General features: G+C 44.3%; 13 protein-coding genes and 1 pseudogene. 8 read left to right on the forward strand and 6 right to left on the reverse strand.

Annotated features, from left to right (window positions below; genetic code table 11):
• Positions 1-56 precede the first annotated feature (56 nt).
• From FN124_RS21015 to FN124_RS21030, 4 genes and pseudogenes are all read left to right on the forward strand, one after another.
• Positions 57-1,010, forward strand: coding sequence for an RHS repeat-associated core domain-containing protein (locus FN124_RS21015; RefSeq protein WP_142686759.1), 954 nt, complete (start codon positions 57-59; stop codon positions 1,008-1,010).
• 3 nt (positions 1,011-1,013) lie between these two features.
• Positions 1,014-1,481, forward strand: coding sequence for a hypothetical protein (locus FN124_RS21020; protein WP_142686760.1), 468 nt, complete (start codon positions 1,014-1,016; stop codon positions 1,479-1,481).
• Positions 1,482-1,647: 166 nt separating this feature from the next.
• A pseudogene (locus tag FN124_RS31195) lies at positions 1,648-2,613 on the forward strand (hypothetical protein); the annotation flags it as partial.
• A 5-nt stretch (positions 2,614-2,618) separates the two neighbouring features.
• A complete protein-coding gene (locus FN124_RS21030) occupies positions 2,619-3,008 on the forward strand; it encodes a hypothetical protein (RefSeq protein ID WP_142686761.1) in 390 nt (129 codons plus the stop codon).
• 47 nt (positions 3,009-3,055) lie between these two features.
• Here FN124_RS21030 and FN124_RS21035 read toward each other — a convergent pair whose 3' ends face one another.
• A complete protein-coding gene (locus FN124_RS21035) occupies positions 3,056-3,406 on the reverse strand; it encodes a helix-turn-helix domain-containing protein (protein ID WP_142686762.1) in 351 nt (116 codons plus the stop codon).
• Positions 3,407-3,654: 248 nt separating this feature from the next.
• Between FN124_RS21035 and FN124_RS21040 the strand changes: the two genes are divergently transcribed.
• The 4 genes from FN124_RS21040 to FN124_RS21055 all read left to right on the forward strand — a co-directional run bounded on the left by FN124_RS21040 (position 3,655) and on the right by FN124_RS21055 (position 7,680).
• A complete protein-coding gene (locus FN124_RS21040; protein ID WP_221887852.1) occupies positions 3,655-4,449 on the forward strand; it encodes a tyrosine-type recombinase/integrase in 795 nt (264 codons plus the stop codon).
• Entirely contained in the window at positions 4,446-5,303 is an 858-nt protein-coding gene (locus FN124_RS21045; RefSeq protein ID WP_142686764.1) for a tyrosine-type recombinase/integrase, read from the forward strand. The genes FN124_RS21040 and FN124_RS21045 overlap by 4 nt, the downstream gene beginning before the upstream one ends.
• 772 nt (positions 5,304-6,075) lie before the next feature.
• Positions 6,076-6,999: an RHS repeat-associated core domain-containing protein gene (locus tag FN124_RS30945; protein ID WP_260607550.1), complete on the forward strand. Its 924-nt coding sequence runs from the start codon at positions 6,076-6,078 to the stop codon at positions 6,997-6,999.
• Between the two features lie 111 nt (positions 7,000-7,110).
• On the forward strand, positions 7,111-7,680 hold the full coding sequence (locus FN124_RS21055; RefSeq protein ID WP_142686765.1) for a hypothetical protein: 570 nt from the start codon (positions 7,111-7,113) through the stop codon (positions 7,678-7,680).
• Positions 7,681-7,739: 59 nt separating this feature from the next.
• On the opposite strand, the gene FN124_RS21060 is transcribed toward FN124_RS21055, so the two are convergent.
• The 5 genes from FN124_RS21060 to FN124_RS21080 all read right to left on the reverse strand — a co-directional run bounded on the left by FN124_RS21060 (position 7,740) and on the right by FN124_RS21080 (position 15,388).
• Positions 7,740-7,985 carry a helix-turn-helix domain-containing protein gene (locus FN124_RS21060; RefSeq protein WP_142687467.1) on the reverse strand — a complete coding sequence of 82 codons (246 nt, stop codon included), beginning with the start codon at positions 7,983-7,985 and terminating at the stop codon, positions 7,740-7,742.
• 738 nt (positions 7,986-8,723) lie between these two features.
• Entirely contained in the window at positions 8,724-10,277 is a 1,554-nt protein-coding gene (locus FN124_RS21065; RefSeq protein ID WP_142686766.1) for a RagB/SusD family nutrient uptake outer membrane protein, read from the reverse strand.
• A gap of 24 nt (positions 10,278-10,301) precedes the next feature.
• Positions 10,302-13,556, reverse strand: coding sequence for a SusC/RagA family TonB-linked outer membrane protein (locus FN124_RS21070; RefSeq protein WP_185937300.1), 3,255 nt, complete (start codon positions 13,554-13,556; stop codon positions 10,302-10,304).
• A gap of 193 nt (positions 13,557-13,749) precedes the next feature.
• Positions 13,750-14,814: a FecR family protein gene (locus FN124_RS21075; RefSeq protein WP_142686768.1), complete on the reverse strand. Its 1,065-nt coding sequence runs from the start codon at positions 14,812-14,814 to the stop codon at positions 13,750-13,752.
• 79 nt (positions 14,815-14,893) lie between these two features.
• Positions 14,894-15,388, reverse strand: a complete 495-nt coding sequence (locus tag FN124_RS21080; RefSeq protein WP_185937301.1) for an RNA polymerase sigma-70 factor — start codon at positions 15,386-15,388, stop codon at positions 14,894-14,896.
• Positions 15,389-15,433: the final 45 nt, after the last annotated feature.

Here is a 15,433-nt window from a genome sequence, read left to right on the forward strand (position 1 = left end):
AAGTTCTTTGAGACCGGTGTTGGAGGAGACGCTATTATTATCCGTTTGGATTGACGATGGCGGGAATTAGTTCTAATGCGCTCAAAGGATCCAATTATCCGGAGAATAGACTCAAGTATAATGGGAAGGAGTTGCAAACTAAGGAGTTTAGCGATGAAAGTGGATTGGAATTGTATGATTACGGAGCAAGGATGTATGATGCACAGGTAGGAAGGTGGCATGTGCCAGATCCTCTTTCTGAAGTGTCACGGCGTTGGTCTCCTTATAGCTATTCATATAATAATCCTGTACGTTTTACTGATCCTGATGGAATGGTGCCGGGCGACTTTCTTGATGAAAATGGACGGAAACTCGGTAGTGATGGGAAAGATGACGGGAAACTATATGTGATCAAAACCACTCAAAAAAACTTTGACAGCGAGGCTCCTTCGGCAGGTATTAGCAAGAATGATAGGAAAGCAACTGAGAAGTTTATTAAGGATAACAATGGTAACACTGCGGCATTTGAAGGTAATGATATTGCTTATAAGAATAGCGTTGAAATAGAAGGGGCCGCAACGACAAGGCAAGCCATGGTTGATATAGTTAATCAAGATAATGGCAAAGGCGGAACAGATCCTGCAAATAATCGAGAATATGGAGGTGTCGTAAAAACTGATGGTAATGTAAGTCAATCTCCTCCCGGACCAGTTTCTGACCCCATATTGAATAAAGATGCTCATATTAATATAGCCAGTTTTGATTTTCAGTCAACTTTTCACTCACATCCAAGCGGGACGAAATCAGAGTCCTCAACAGGGAGTAATCCATTTGGGGGAACAACTATAGGTGGTACAACAACAAATGGGCATTTCAACAGTGCGCCTTCAAATAAGGGAGGCGATGTATCCAATAGTGGCAGTAAGATTAACTATGTATTTTCAAGAAGTAACGGGACTGTCTATATTTATAATAATACCGGAGTGATTGCGACTATTCCACAAGCTAATTTTGTAACGCCTAAAAAATAATATATGAAAAGGCTTTTTTTTATACTGATTGTATTATCCTGTGTTTTAACGGTCCACGCACAGCAAGGTAAGGATGACTATAAAATAATGGTTGATTCAGCCATTACAATTAAATATACACAATATTTGGATACGAGTAAAAAACGAAATAGTGAATATTATCTTGAAAACCTGTATTTGTTAAATGAGCAAGATCAGCCATTAAATTCTGTGTCGTCCAGCAATAAATTTAAATTTATTAATGTCTATGATGACCGCAATAGAAAAGTACTATCAAAAGGCATTTATGCCTGGAAAGTATTTACTACATTAAATAAAAATAAGTTTGTGATCACTATTATCAACCTTTATATAACCTATAAAAAGCGTAATTATGACTTTTCGAGTGGAGGAGGATCACAAACAGTATATGAGTATTCTTGTGATGAAGGCAAATGGAGGTTAATTACTTCCGAGAACTGGGGGATTTAGTCTCAACATAAAGCCGCAGGCATTGCTTGCGGCTTTATGTTTTACAGGACACCTTGTATCTTTATTTTAGTAATAAAAGCATCCAGTAATGCATATACATGGTTGCGTTCAGGCGGTAGGAGTTCTTTGAGACCGGTGTTGGAGGGGATGCTATTATTATCCATTTGGGCTCACGATGGCGGGGATTAGTTCCAATGCGTTAAAAGGTGCGAATTACCCTGAGAATCGCAAGAAGTATAACGGGATAGAGTTTACGAGTGAGTTGGATCTGGATATTTATGATGCGCAGTTGAGGAATCTTGATCCACAGATAAGCAGGTGGAATCAGATAGATCCAAAGATTGAGAAAATGGAGATGTGGAGCCCGTATGCTTCTAACTATGATAACCCGATTAGGTATAATGACTTTTTAGGAGATGAGCCTGGCCCTGGAGACCCAGAAACGTGGAATACAAATAGTGGTGGATATGATATTCTAAAAGCGGGACTGGAAATTAAGGCGGGTATAAAAAATTTATTTTCTGCTATTGGGAGTCAAATTGGTTCAGTAAACGGTATGGGGCCGCGAACTGTTTATAGTGTAACGGAGGGAATGAATGATTATGGAGGAAGAACTGCTGAAATAACGAGTACTGTTGTTTTTGATAAGGATGCGGGAAGTAGATTTTTCAATTGGGACGTAGCGAAAGGAGCTGTTAATTTGGCATCGTTAACCCCTGCTGGGAAAGTTGGAGCACTAAATACACCTATGTTGGCTGCAGAAGCAGGAGGACCCACTGTAGCTAACGAAGGCGTGAAATTAGCAGAGCAGGCCTCCTATACATTAACAAAGCATGGAGAATTAACTAATGGAGTATATACAGTATCACAAGAGGCAATGAAGAAACATGTATTTGGTGGTGTTGAAGGAAAAAGTGTGTTTTACCCAACGGTGAATGCTAATGAAACGGTATTAAAAGCGGCAGAGCATGCAGATGCAGCAGGATTATGGAATGCGCAAGGTAAAGCTAAGGTTCAGGTTCTAAATACCAATGTAGGCATACTAGGTAGTGGAGAGCCAACGAACTTCATTAATATCTACAGGAAAATAAATGGACTTATTCACGGCTCTCCGGGCACTCCGGTAAAATAGGTATTATGAGAGATATCACACATAGTATAGAAAAGGCAATCAATCAGGATGTATTGTGGCGACAAGGCTTTTTCAATATAATTAAGAAATTAGAGGGTAATGGATATATTATATCTTTTTGGGAGAATGAGGAAAATTGGGCCTCCATTCTTTTAGGGGATGAGATTATTGGCTATATGTGGGAAAAGTATCCGTTAGTGTTTATTAAGTCTCAATATTCTGATTCTATAAAGAGTCTTTTAAGTGAAGGGCAGCCAATAGTTTTTATAGATGCCGATGAAATGACAGAGAAAGCATTTATAATTAATTACGAGGCGTTGAAGGATTATATTGATTATGGATTACCTGATGATGGGTTTTCTGCAGAAGACTTTTGGTTTGTTACAAATACATAACATAAAATGAAGGAGCCGCGAGTATCTATGCTTGCGGTTCTTTCATTTTATCGTGAATATGCTTTTTTAGTTTTGTTATATGTAATAGCCATATCGATGAAGTAATAAATTTTTTCTTTCTCTTCTTCCGGTAGAGCTTCAATATCTTCAATGCGTTTAAGTAATTTTTTATCCAATACCATGCTGGTAGAGCCACCAATCAGATAATCCACGGTAACGCCCAGTTCATCCGCAATTTTTTTAGCCATCTCAATAGAGGGCTTAATCTCTCCACGTTCATAGCGGCCAATAATGGGCGCTGATGTTCCCACTCTTTTAGCCAGTTCGTCCTGGGATATTTTGAGTCCATACTTACTATGTTGAAATCTACTCCGCCTACTACGACAGTACTGCGACAGTGAGTTACTGTCGCAGTAAGAGGTGCCACAGTAAAGGTTTTAGAACACTGCGACAACTGCGACAGTGAAAAAGACTATAGTAGTAAAATTTATCTTCTCTTTTATCCCGTTAGTCCCTCCCTTATTATTAAAATTTATTGTTTATGGAAACAGTGTACGTACTGCACAGTAGCGAGCATGTATTACTATTTGCAGGCTTTAAGCAGTGGCTTAAGACGCTGAGCTATGCAGAATGAAGTGTATATAACTTGCCTCGTCATGTGGGTGAGTTCCTGCATTATCAGGAGCAGCGCGGTAAAATGGGGCTACAACAGCTTACGGCAGCCGATGCCACCAGCTATATAGATCATCTGAAAATACAAACCGGTATCCGTACTGGTCGCGGTTACAGTGCAGGGCATATTAATAAGTACGTGCAGACATTACAGCTCTTTAGCCGCTACCTGCGTGAAACCGGTAAAAGCGGGATAGGCTTTAATCTGGAATGGTTGGAGGATAGCAGAAATAAACCTGTCTGGCTAACGGTGCAGGAGATAGGACAACTATACGAAATCACAGACGATAGTGTGTTAGGTCTGCGTGATCAAGCCATGTTAGCGGTGTTTTATGGTTGTGGCCTACGGCTTAATGAGGGTGCTAGTCTTGAGGTCGGTTATATTATTACAGATCGCAGGTTACTCTATGTGCGTAAAGGGAAGGGTTACAAGGAAAGGTATGTACCTATAGCTGGCGGCAGTTATGAGCAGTTGCGGTTATACATAGATCACGCCCGGCCTCAGTTGCTACAAACATCTTCACAAATGTTGTTTATAGGCGCCAATAAGGGCAAAGGACTCACGAAGCAAAGTTTATATGTCCGTATTAAAGGACTGGCTAAAAAGGCAGGATTAATAAAGAATATCGGCACGCATACGCTGCGGCATAGCATTGCTACGCACCTGCCGGCATCAGGTATGAGCCTTGAGCAGATCCAGGAGTTTTTAGGTCATGAGGTATTAGACAGTACGCAGATTTATACTCACCTTATAAATGACATGATATGACGTTCACTGATTATTTAAAGCAGAAGCTGCATAGCGGCAGCACTATCAGCACTTACAGCAAATACCTGGACTACTTTACGGAGTGGTTACAGCAGGAACAGTTATCCGCCGATGTTATCACTTATACGGAGCTGTTAGATTTTATCCGGTGGTTGCAAGCCATGAATAAAAGTAAAGCCCTGATTAACGCTATACTATGCCCGGTACGGCATTACTTTAATTACCTGGTGTCTGCTGGAAAGCAGGCAGACAATCCCGCTACAGGCTTGTTTATGAAAGGTATTATCCGGCGGTTGCCTAATAATCTGTTAAGTCAGGCTGAAATGATCCATCTGTATGAATGTTACAGGTTACAATTACTGGTAGATGCTTCAAAGAAAATTATGTTAGGTCTGTTCATCCATCAGGGGGTAACAGTGGAGGAACTGAAACGGTTATCTGTAAAAGATATTTACTTAAAGGAAGGGAAGATTTTTATTAGTGGCAGCAATCATAGTAATGAAAGGTGGCTAAGGCTAGAAGCAGTGCAGGTGCTGGAACTGCAAGTCTATATAAAAGCCAATAAGTTCAAAGAAGGGCCATTGCTACAAGAAAATAAGAAACGCAAGGCCAGTGAAAATAATATCGTTAATCAAGTGGGAGGTATGATGCGGCAGTTACGGCAGCTTAACCCCAAAGTGATCGATGCAACACAGATCAGGAGCAGTGTAATAACACACTGGTTAAAGCAGTACAACCTGCGACAGGTGCAGTATATGGCTGGTCACCGGTATGTGAGCAGTACGCAGCGATATAAACTCAGTAGTATGGATGATCTGCAAAATGCTCTACGGCAGTACCATCCGTTGAAATAGTGCCGTTCCACTCAGAAACAATACAACTCTGCTAATCATCGTAAAGCCTTTATGTTGAAGGAAAAGCGGTCTCACTGCGGGCTTAGTCGGCAAAAGGCGCGCCAGTCCTACGCTTGCCCCTTCCGCTGCGCTCTAGGGGCTGCGCTGCGGCCTGTCACGCTTTTTGCGCTCCTGCGCCCTCCGTTCGGGTAGCTCCCGGTCTGGCTAAGGGCTGTTTTTAATCTTGGTGGCCTTAATGCCCGCCATCCCTCCGCTACCCATTTTTGTCCGCCCCGCTCTCCCCCCTGGCCTTCCATTTATGATTTTGCCGTCCGCTGGCGCTCCCGGCCAGACATAGGCCGAAGGCGCGGCCCGCTGCGGCTCACCCTCGCTGGGCCCTTCCGCTGCGCTCCAGGGCCTGCGCTCTGGCTGCCGCCGCAGCGGCCAGGGGGGAATGGCGGTGTGGGGCGGAAGACGTTTTGTTAGGGCGACAGGATATAGCCATCAGCGTTATACCGCTGACCCGGCGGCGGAAGAATAAACAGCGCGAACACCAGCGGTAGTACACTGATCAGCTTTTGTACTATCGCGCTTCCGTCCGGGGATAGATGATGTGGGGGACGGCAGAATATAGGCTGAGCGATAAATCTATGATCTGGCATGAGAATGTAAATCAGCAGCAGTAACACATCATCTATCCCCCGGATGGTGACCGCGTTTTATGACCGATCAGATTTTTTTCTTTCATATGAAAAAATAAAATCCGTTATTTTTAGTGGTAGAAGTTCTTTGAGTGCCGTGTTGGAGGAGACGCTATTATTATCCGTTTGGACTCACGATGGCGGGGATTAGTTCGAATGCGTTGAAGGGAGCGCAGTATCCCGCGAATAGACTCAAATACAATGGGAAAGAGCTTCAGAGTAAGGAGTTCGGAGATGGATCAGGGCTTGAGTGGTATGATTATGGTGCCAGAATGTATGATGCGCAGATCGGCCGTTTTTTTACACAAGATGCTTATGCGGAAAAGTATAATACCATGTCCCCGTACCAATATGGAGCTAATAATCCGATAAATAATGTAGATATAAATGGAGATAGTGTATTTGTGACAACTGGTGATGGACAGAAATTACATTATGGTTACACTTCAGGAGGCGGTTATGGATCTTATTCTACTGGTGTAGATGCTGAAAGTGGCCTTTCTGTTGAGAATAGATACCAGGGCGATGATGAATTTGTAGGGCAAGCATCTGCTGCTATTGGTAGAATTGGAATGAGTGGGAAGGAAGGGCGAGGACTTGTTGATGAACTAAGCACTTCAAAAAATAGCTTTTCATTGGAGAGTGGGAACGGCGATAATAAGTTTGTTGCTAATGGTGCTCAAGCTGCTGGTGCATATGCCGCTCATTTATTAGCTGATCCATTAATATCCGCATTAAAGCCTGTAGCTGGTGGTGCAGGAGGGAAGATAACCTGGGACCCTAAAGGAGCTAATGTATGGGTATTGGGAGGCAAACAGGATAATAATCCGATCTCAAATTTAGCACATGAAATGTTCCATGCTAGAGATGCTAACAGGGGATTGTTGTATGATAAGCAATATCCATCAGGTGTATATAACGGGTTAGCACGGGATGAATGGCAACATCCTATAAGGAGAATCAAATTAGAGCTGCTAATGGATGGCCGATTCGGGAGTATTATAGGTCTGCTGTAGATCCATCAGGAAATATACAAGGAGGGGCTGCGCCGCGGCTTTTGGATCGAAAGAACCAACCTATAAAACTGAATTGGATGCCTGCGGGTTGGTGATTTTAAAATTAAATCAATGATGAAGAAATTAATATTTTACATAGGATTAATGCTATTGGGAATATCATGTAAAGTCCCAATGGGAGGCCGTGATAATAGTTTAATGAAACAGGTGTACCAAAATCAAAAGTCTTATTATGATATAAACATCAGTGATAAGAAAGACTATATAAGTATTATCAATTTTGGCAGTAAAGGTAGGGAAGAACTATATAAGAAAAACGGGATACGGCTATCAGGATTACAGGATTGTATTGTATTGGAAGGATTTAATCCTGGCTGGGGAAATTATCGTGGATTACTTATAAGCAATAAGGGGAGTTATGTTTATAGAAATAATGCAACAGGGAAATGGGATATGGAGTTAATCAATATTGATAGTGTTGATATTGAGAAAAAGGCAGGAATTGCAAGGGGGGTTATAGATAAAGTGAGATTATGGGATACTTTGTATATCAATAATCAAAAGAAGCAGTTAGGGGCTTATGTGACAGATGGGTTTGTTTTTATGGCAACGCGGGTTCAATATATTGATAGCCATAATACGAAGATAGAAACTATAGCGTTTAATGAATTTGCACACTAAAAATTAGTAGTGTCATAAAAATACATAAGCCGCAGGCAACGCCTGCGGCTTATGTATTTTTATGAGTTAAAGGCTTTTTTAGCCTTGGTGTTTTGAGTAATGTTATCAATAAGGAAATACACTTTTTCTTTAGTATCCTCGTCCAGCTTCTCAATGTCCTGGATACGTTGCAGCGTTTTTTTATCAAAGTGAGCGTTAATCCCTTCGCCCACCAAATAATCCAGTGATACGCCCAGTGCATCAGCAATCCGTTTTGCGAAATCGATAGATGGCGTAGCGTCCCCGCGCTCATACTTGCCTATAATCTCCTACCTGGTTTAATGGGCTGCTCCCTAATCTTTAATACAGTTGATGTGAGTGTTCCGAAAGGGCAGCAAGGGTGGTGTTACAATTGACAGAAAGATTATCAATTAATTATACTTTAAAAATTGCTATTGATGGATTGATATGCATAGTTTTGATTAACCTTGTTTCCTTAATATCTGATCATCGCATTTTGACGGTAGATTTAATAGGAGATATAAAAAAAGGGATTGATCTTCACGATAGTAATCTGTTAATACATTTAGTATCATTATTTTGCTTTGTATTGACATCTTGTTTAGTTAACAGAAATATGCAAGGTTAAAAGTATAATAAAATGGGAAAGCCGTAAATCTGTGGCTTTACCATTTTTATTGAGTTATATCTTTTAGAGATAGTCGTTAATCATGCTTCATTGAGAAGAGGATGTGCCGTGCACAGAATGGGATTAGTGTCTTCTTCCGGAGTCTTATTGAGCAGTTGGAGGCGATAACGCATTTTCTGCTGATCGGCCTTGGGATGATTATGAGTCATTGTATATTATGTATGGTCGATCTTAGATTTGGGATGATGAACAATTTAATGCAATCTGATTTGATACATCTTTTGTTTATTTGAAGGATTAAAGTGCTTTGATGAAATGGACTATTTATATGTTTTACTCGCTTATGTGACATTAGTTATAAAAAAAGTGCCGCAGGAATTGACCCGCGGCACCCTGTAAAATTCATCCCTCTAAATCAATAACCAGGATTCTGAATCAGCTCCGGTGCATTCCGGTCTATCTCCGTTTGGGGAATTGGCCAGAAATCATAGTTAGCTTTGTATTTCGTTTTCACGGTAGGCTGTAATGGATTTGGCACAAAGCCATCCAGCTTTTGTACTGCAATACCCCATCTTCTAAGGTCAAAATAACGGATCCCTTCCAGGGCAAATTCCACGCGTCTTTCGTGCCGGATGCGGGCGCGCATTTCAGCCTGTGAAAGCCCTGCCGGGAGGTCGGGCATATTGCTGCGGTTCCTCACCTGTTTGATCGCGGCATATACGGAAGCATCCGGGCCGGCGGCTTCATTCTGTGCTTCTGCGTACATGAGGAGGATATCGGCGTAGCGGAGAAGTACAAAATCATTGTCGTCGATGGTACCATAATCCGGGTCCACCAGGGTTGGGTCCAGCCATTTCTTTACGGCATAATAACCGGCTGTCCAGCTGTCTTTGCCGGGGGTAGCTATTGCCAGTGCGCCGGTAAAAGGCCATCCCTGGGCTTTGGTGTCACCCGGGAAGAAGAAGGTAAGGCGCATGCGCGGATCGCGGTTTTCAAAGGGTTTCCCTTTAACATATACGGCGGAAGATGCAGTGTCTTTGCCATCTGCGGCTTCGTATTCATTAATCAGATCCTGTGTACCTTGTTCTCCTTTCCAGCGTTGCAGGTTTACGGAAATTGCTACGTCCTGGTGCAGCATATTCGGGCGCTGGTATTTCACGGAGAACATAATTTCCTTACTATTGCCCTGATCGGGTTTATAAAAATTGCCGGCATAATTAGCAAAGAGACTGAACTTGTTGGCCGTCATGATCTCTTCTGCCAGTGCGGCGGCTTCTGCGTATCGTTTCTGGAAAAGCAGCACTCTTACTTTATAGCCTTGTGCTGTAGCCTTTACGGCGTGACCATCTGCATAGCCGGCGTCTGGTAACGCGGCAATGGCGAGATCCAGGTCTGCCAGTACCTGTTTTAATACATCGGCCCGGTCGGATTTTGCACGGGTCGATTTATAATCCACCTGGAAAGGATCTTCCGTAACGATAACGGTATTGCCGTAGAGCTGGGCCAGCCAGAAGTAATTAAAAGCCCGCAGGAAATAGGCTTCTCCTTTGTATAATGTCAGTTTATCGCCGCTCAGTACTTTATCTACATTGGCCAGAAAAGAATTGGCGGCTGCGATTGCCTGGTAGCAGTTTGCATAATAGGAGTATACAAAGTCGCCGGATTGCGGGGTGATGCCGGAAGTAAGGGCATTGAGGCCGCCACCATAGTTATACTGGCCGTAGGAATCGTCTGTGAAATTGTCCCAGGCAAAAACGGTGTACTGGGAGGTGGCGTATCCTCCGCTGCTGCTATACAGGTAATTATACAGGCCGGTGAGCGCTTTATCGGCATCTTCGGGCGTTTTCCAAAAGAAAGAGGATGCCAGTTTATCCGGTGGCGTTACATCCAGCAGATCTTTGTTACATCCGCTGAGCAGCATAAAGGCTGCACCTGTTATTATTAGTAGGTATTGCTGATACTTTTTCATAACTGAATCTTTTAACAGAGGAAATTAAAACTGAACCATGGCGCCGAATGTATATGTTTTGGTTTGCGGGTAGGTAACATAGTTACCATCTCCTACACGTTCGGGATCGAGACCGGGAAATTTACTGATGGTAAATACATTTTCTGCGCTGAAAAATACCCGTAATGATTTTATGCTGGCCCTGGCAAGCGTTGCTGCCGGGAGATTATAGCCCAGTTGTATGTTCCGCAGCCTCAGGAAAGATGCATCTTTCAGGAAGTAGGTGGAAGCGTAGTTCTGTACCGGGGCGTATCCATCGGCTACATAGATCTTGGGCATGGTAGTGCTGGGATGTTCAGGCGTCCAGCGGTTACGCCAGTCGGTGGTAGGCACAGAGCCCTGGCGGAATGGTTCTATTCCCCAACCGTTTACATAAATTTTCTGTCCCTCGGACCCGTAAAGCTGTGCGCTGACATCAAAATTTTTCCAGGAGGCGCCAATATTGAAAGCATACTGGAAAGAAGGATATTTTCCTTTGGTATAGGTTCTGTCTTTATCGTCGATCACGCCATCTCCATTCACATCCTTTATTTTCAGATCGCCGGGAGTGGCGTCTACAGGTTGTTTGGGCGATTTGGCAATTTCATCTGTGCTTTGGAAAATGCCATCCCATTGATAGAGGTAGTATTCATCCAGCGGGTGTCCTTCTTCGCGGATAGTAGTACCGCTGATCTCCCGTTTACCAAATTCCTCGAGTACATTTTTGTACCGTTGAAAGTTAGCCCCTACATACCAGGTAAAGTCTTTCCCGATCCGGTCGTTGTACTGTACATTAAATTCAAATCCCTTGTTCCTTACTGCGCCGTTATTGATGATGGGAGGGTATAATCCCAGCCACAGCGGCACCTGTGAGGTTCGAAGAATGTCAAAAGTATATTTGTTGAACCAGTCGCCCGTAAAAGTGAGGCGGTTATCAAAGGCGGTCAGGTTAAGACCAAAGTCCAGCACCCGCGTTGTTTCCCAGGTAAGGGTAGGATCTATGATCTGGCTGCCGGTGAAGCCGGTGGATATGGAAGAGCCGAAGGCATACGGCCTGTTGTCGAGGGTGGACTGGTAAGGATAAGTACCAATGTTCTGGTTGCCCAGCTGGCCCCAGGAGGCGCGTAATTTCAGGTCGTTGATCCATTTGCTGTTTTTCAGGAAAGACGCTTCGGAAGCGCGCCATGCACCGGAAAAGGAATAGAACAATCCCCAGCGGGTATCTGATGGCAGCCTGGAAGTACCGTCGTATCTCACGCTGGCGCCAAAGAGGTATTTATCTTTGTAATCATAGTTGGCATTGCCATAGAAGGACCGGATAGCCCATTTGCCGGAGGTACCGCCGTTTGTTTGTCCGTTTGTCGGACCGGCATCAAGCTCTCTCAGGAAGTTGGTAGGGAATTGTGTACGGCTGGCATCCAGGGTATCTGCTTTATATTGTTCCTGCTGGTAACCGGCGAGGGCGGACAGGTTATGCTCCCCGAATTTCTTTTTGTAGGTGAACTGGCTGTAATAAACAGTGTATACATTACCGTAGTTACCAACATTGAGCCCTGGTGTGCCCACGTCAAGTAATCCGGCGGGGCTCATATCACTGAAATAGAAAGTAGGTACTGCGGGTCTGAAATCATTATATTTATAATTGTCATAGTTCATACCTGCGCGGTTTTCCCATCTTAATCCATCAACAATGTCCACATCGAGCGACAGGTTGCCCTGGGCGTAGTAGTCGTTTGTTCTTATCCGCACATCTTCTTCCACAATAGCTACCGGGTTCTTGTTGCCCAGCTCATTGGAGTAAGCTTTCTTAATCCATTTGCCATCGCTGGAAGCAGGGTAGAGGGGCGACTGAGCCAGTGCGGAAAGGAACATATCGCCGGCGCCGTTTTCGGGATACTTCCTGTCGGCATAGCGCATCTGCACATTGGTGCCTATAGTAACCCTTTTATTAACGCGGGAGCTGAGGCCCAGGTCTAGTGTATATTTTTTGTAATCGAAGCCGATCAATACGCCGGGCTGTGTGCTGATACCCAGGCCCAGGCTGTAGGTAGTATTGTCCTTGCCGCCGCTCATGTTCAGATAGTGGTTCTGGGTATAAGCGGTATGGAAAATATCATCCAGCCAGTTGTGATTGGGATACTTGACACGGTCGGTTGCATTCTGGTACAGGTCAATCTGCTGCTGGGTATAAAGCGGCGCCAGTCCGGAGTTGGTTCTTGCTTCGTTAGACAGCTGCATGTATTCTGCCGAATTGGAAATAATGTCCGGCAGCTTGGCTGCTTTCGAGATACCGAGGTTATACCCGTAGGTGAGTGAGAAGCCGGTTTTTCCTTTCTTCGTTTTCACCACAATCACGCCATTGGCGCCGCGGGAACCATAGATAGCCGCAGATGCAGCGTCTTTCAGTACGGAGATGGATTCGATGTCGTTTGGATTTAAAATGCTGAGATTTCCCGGCAAACCATCTATTATTACAAGCGGATCATTACCTGCACCACTGAAAGTGCTGATACCGCGGATGCGTAGCTGTATGTTTTCATTGCCTGGTTCCCCGGAGCCCTGGGTAACCTGTAAGCCAGGCAGCTGGCCCTGCAGGAGGGAAGTAGGGTTGGTAGCTACCCGCTTGTTAAGCTCAGCGCCGGAGATAGTGGCCACAGCACTGGTAAGCTTATGTTTTTCCTGGGAGCCGTAACCCACTACTACCACCTCATTCAAACCGGATACATCTTCTTTCAGCACTATATTGAAAGAAGCCTGATCGGAAACGGGGATTTCCTGACGCAGGTAGCCGATGGCAGAAATCACCAGGGTGGCATTTTCCGGTACCTGAAGGGTAAACAATCCTTCGGGAGTTGTTAATGTGCCTGTGGTAGTGCCTTTCACCTGTACGGTGATGTTGGGCATCGGGTGCCCTTTTTCATCAACTACACGGCCTGAGATCTTTTTTGTTTGTATCCGCTCGCCGGCATTTTTAAATACCACCATGCTGTTGTCCAGGATGGTATAATGAAGCCCGGTTTTGTGCGCTACTTCATCCAGCACCACTTTTACATCGGCTTTCTCCATGGTGAGGCTGATCCTGGGCGTTTTTTCTGTTTCGTTATTGCTGTAATAGAAAGTATAGCCTGTTTTTTTCTCAAGAGAGCGGAATACTTTTTCAATATCTGCGTTGACGAAAGAAACGGATATCGTGTTTTGCGAGAATCCTGCTGCAGATGCCTGGAAAAACAGCAGGAACAATACACCGGTAAATTTGAGCATTAGAAATAGTTTTCGTCCGTTATTAAGTAAGATAAACGTGGTTTGTTTCATTGCTTTTTTCATAACCTGGAAGGGGACTTATAAAATCAGTAAATGTGAATCTTGTGGAGGTCCATAGCGGATATTTCCGGCACAGCAAGCCCCCTAGGGAGACCGCTCCCCAATGATGAACTTATTCTTCATAACTTTTGATTTACTTAATTGTCACGATATCATCCTGAATGGAATAATTGAATGGTTGAATATTCTGGAGCACCTCCAGTAGTTTTTCAATAGAAATATTATCTGCACGCCCGGAAAATCTCAACATAGCAAGCTGTTGATCTTCTATAATTATTTTTATGCCATACCAGCGTTCGAGTCGTTGTGAAAGTGAAAGCAGTGTTTCATTGCGGAATATCAGCTGGTTGTTCAGCCAGGCAGTTTCCAGCACATGAATGGTGTCTGCCGGTGAAATGACCGACAATGGCTGCCGTTCGATCTTTGTTGCCGCTTTACTGCCTGATGTATTGTTTTCACTCATATGCCCGGCGGATGTTTTATGAAGCACCACCTTCTGGTTGGGCGTTACTTTCATCACCTTATGTTCCTCCGGCACTGTTACTTCTACCGCACCTGAGATCACCGATGTTTCTTCGAAGTCTTCCTCTTTGTACGACCGTACATTAAACGTGGTGCCCAATACCCGTATATCCATTTTTTGTGCATGGATAATAAAAGGCCGGTTGGGCGCCTGTTTTATATCGAAGTAAGCCTCTCCGCTCAGGTATACCTCTCTTTTGGCCTTGTCCAGTTTTTCCGGGTATCTTAAAGTGCTTCCGGCATTCAGCCATATGATGCTGCCATCTGACAGGCGGATCTTTGTTTTCATGCCGGCATCGGTGGATACTATTTTATACCGGTGGCGTTGCTGTGACAGGTAAATGAACGTAAGCCCGGCAGTTATTGCTATCATTATGAAGGCGATGGATACCTGGTATTTGTAGGCGCCCGGGAACTTCCTGCGGGGGGCCTTCTCCATGGGAGACGGCTCGCTGCTGCCCGGGGAGATAGTACCCAGTACTTTATCCATCAGCGCATCTGTATCTCCCTTTTCATGGGGAGGATGTGCTTTGTGAAAAGACAGCTGATCCAGCTGTCCCGTCCGGAGCCAGTCACCGGGATGTTGCAGTAAAAGTTCTTCCAGTTCGGCTTTTTCTTCCGTGGAAATCTCGCCGCTCCATTGCAGCGCCAGTAATTCCCATAATCGATTGGTCATTTACAGAAGTATGATTTCAGTTGATTCCCTAGTAAGACAACGCAGAAAGGGAAAACAATTAAGTGTGCAGAAAAAAAAATCAGGAGTAGGAATATTGGAGGGAAGTGCCCAGTGCAGCCCATATTTTTTTCAGGGCAAGGGTCATTTGTACATTCACGGTGGCTTTGGAAAGATCCAGCAGGGTGGCTACCTGTTCATAGGTCAGGCCATCTTCCTTTACGAGGATAAAGATCTGGCGGCAGCGGGTGGGTAAGGAGCGGATAGCGGCGTTTATTTCCAGGAGCCGTTCTTTGCTGATCATCAGGTCCTGCGGGTTCTGGGGTGATACTTTGCTCACCTGGATCTCCCATTCATTATAATGCGTATGACGCCGGCCATTGCGTTTCAGATAATTAAGCGCCGTGTTCTTTACTGCTTTGAAAAGATAGTAGCGTACATCGTTGGGGGCCGTTGTTTGCTGTCTTTGCTGCCATATTTTGATAAATACATCTGCCACAATTTCCTCTGCTTCGGCTTCATTACCTGCAATACTACCGGCAAAATACTTCAGGGAAGGAGTGAACTCTTTCATCATTTGTTTAAATAACGAAAGATCCCCAGTTGGCCAAAAAGATGTATA

The sequence above is a fragment of the Chitinophaga polysaccharea genome, assembly GCF_902150045.1.
GTDB classification, from domain to species: domain Bacteria; phylum Bacteroidota; class Bacteroidia; order Chitinophagales; family Chitinophagaceae; genus Chitinophaga; species Chitinophaga polysaccharea_A.

Excerpts from the sequence above, each read along its gene's own strand:
- FN124_RS21015 (WP_142686759.1), top strand. The coding sequence starts at position 57 with ATGGCGGGAATTAGTTCTAATGCGCTCAAAGGATCCAATTATCCGGAG.
- FN124_RS21020 (WP_142686760.1), top strand. The coding sequence starts at position 1,014 with ATGAAAAGGCTTTTTTTTATACTGATTGTATTATCCTGTGTTTTAACG.
- FN124_RS21030 (WP_142686761.1), top strand. The coding sequence starts at position 2,619 with ATGAGAGATATCACACATAGTATAGAAAAGGCAATCAATCAGGATGTA.
- FN124_RS21045 (WP_142686764.1), top strand. The coding sequence starts at position 4,446 with ATGACGTTCACTGATTATTTAAAGCAGAAGCTGCATAGCGGCAGCACT.
- FN124_RS21055 (WP_142686765.1), top strand. The coding sequence starts at position 7,111 with ATGATGAAGAAATTAATATTTTACATAGGATTAATGCTATTGGGAATA.
- FN124_RS21065 (WP_142686766.1), bottom strand. The coding sequence starts at position 10,277 with ATGAAAAAGTATCAGCAATACCTACTAATAATAACAGGTGCAGCCTTT.
- FN124_RS21070 (WP_185937300.1), bottom strand. The coding sequence starts at position 13,556 with ATGCTCAAATTTACCGGTGTATTGTTCCTGCTGTTTTTCCAGGCATCT.
- FN124_RS21075 (WP_142686768.1), bottom strand. The coding sequence starts at position 14,814 with ATGACCAATCGATTATGGGAATTACTGGCGCTGCAATGGAGCGGCGAG.
- FN124_RS21080 (WP_185937301.1), bottom strand. The coding sequence starts at position 15,388 with ATGATGAAAGAGTTCACTCCTTCCCTGAAGTATTTTGCCGGTAGTATT.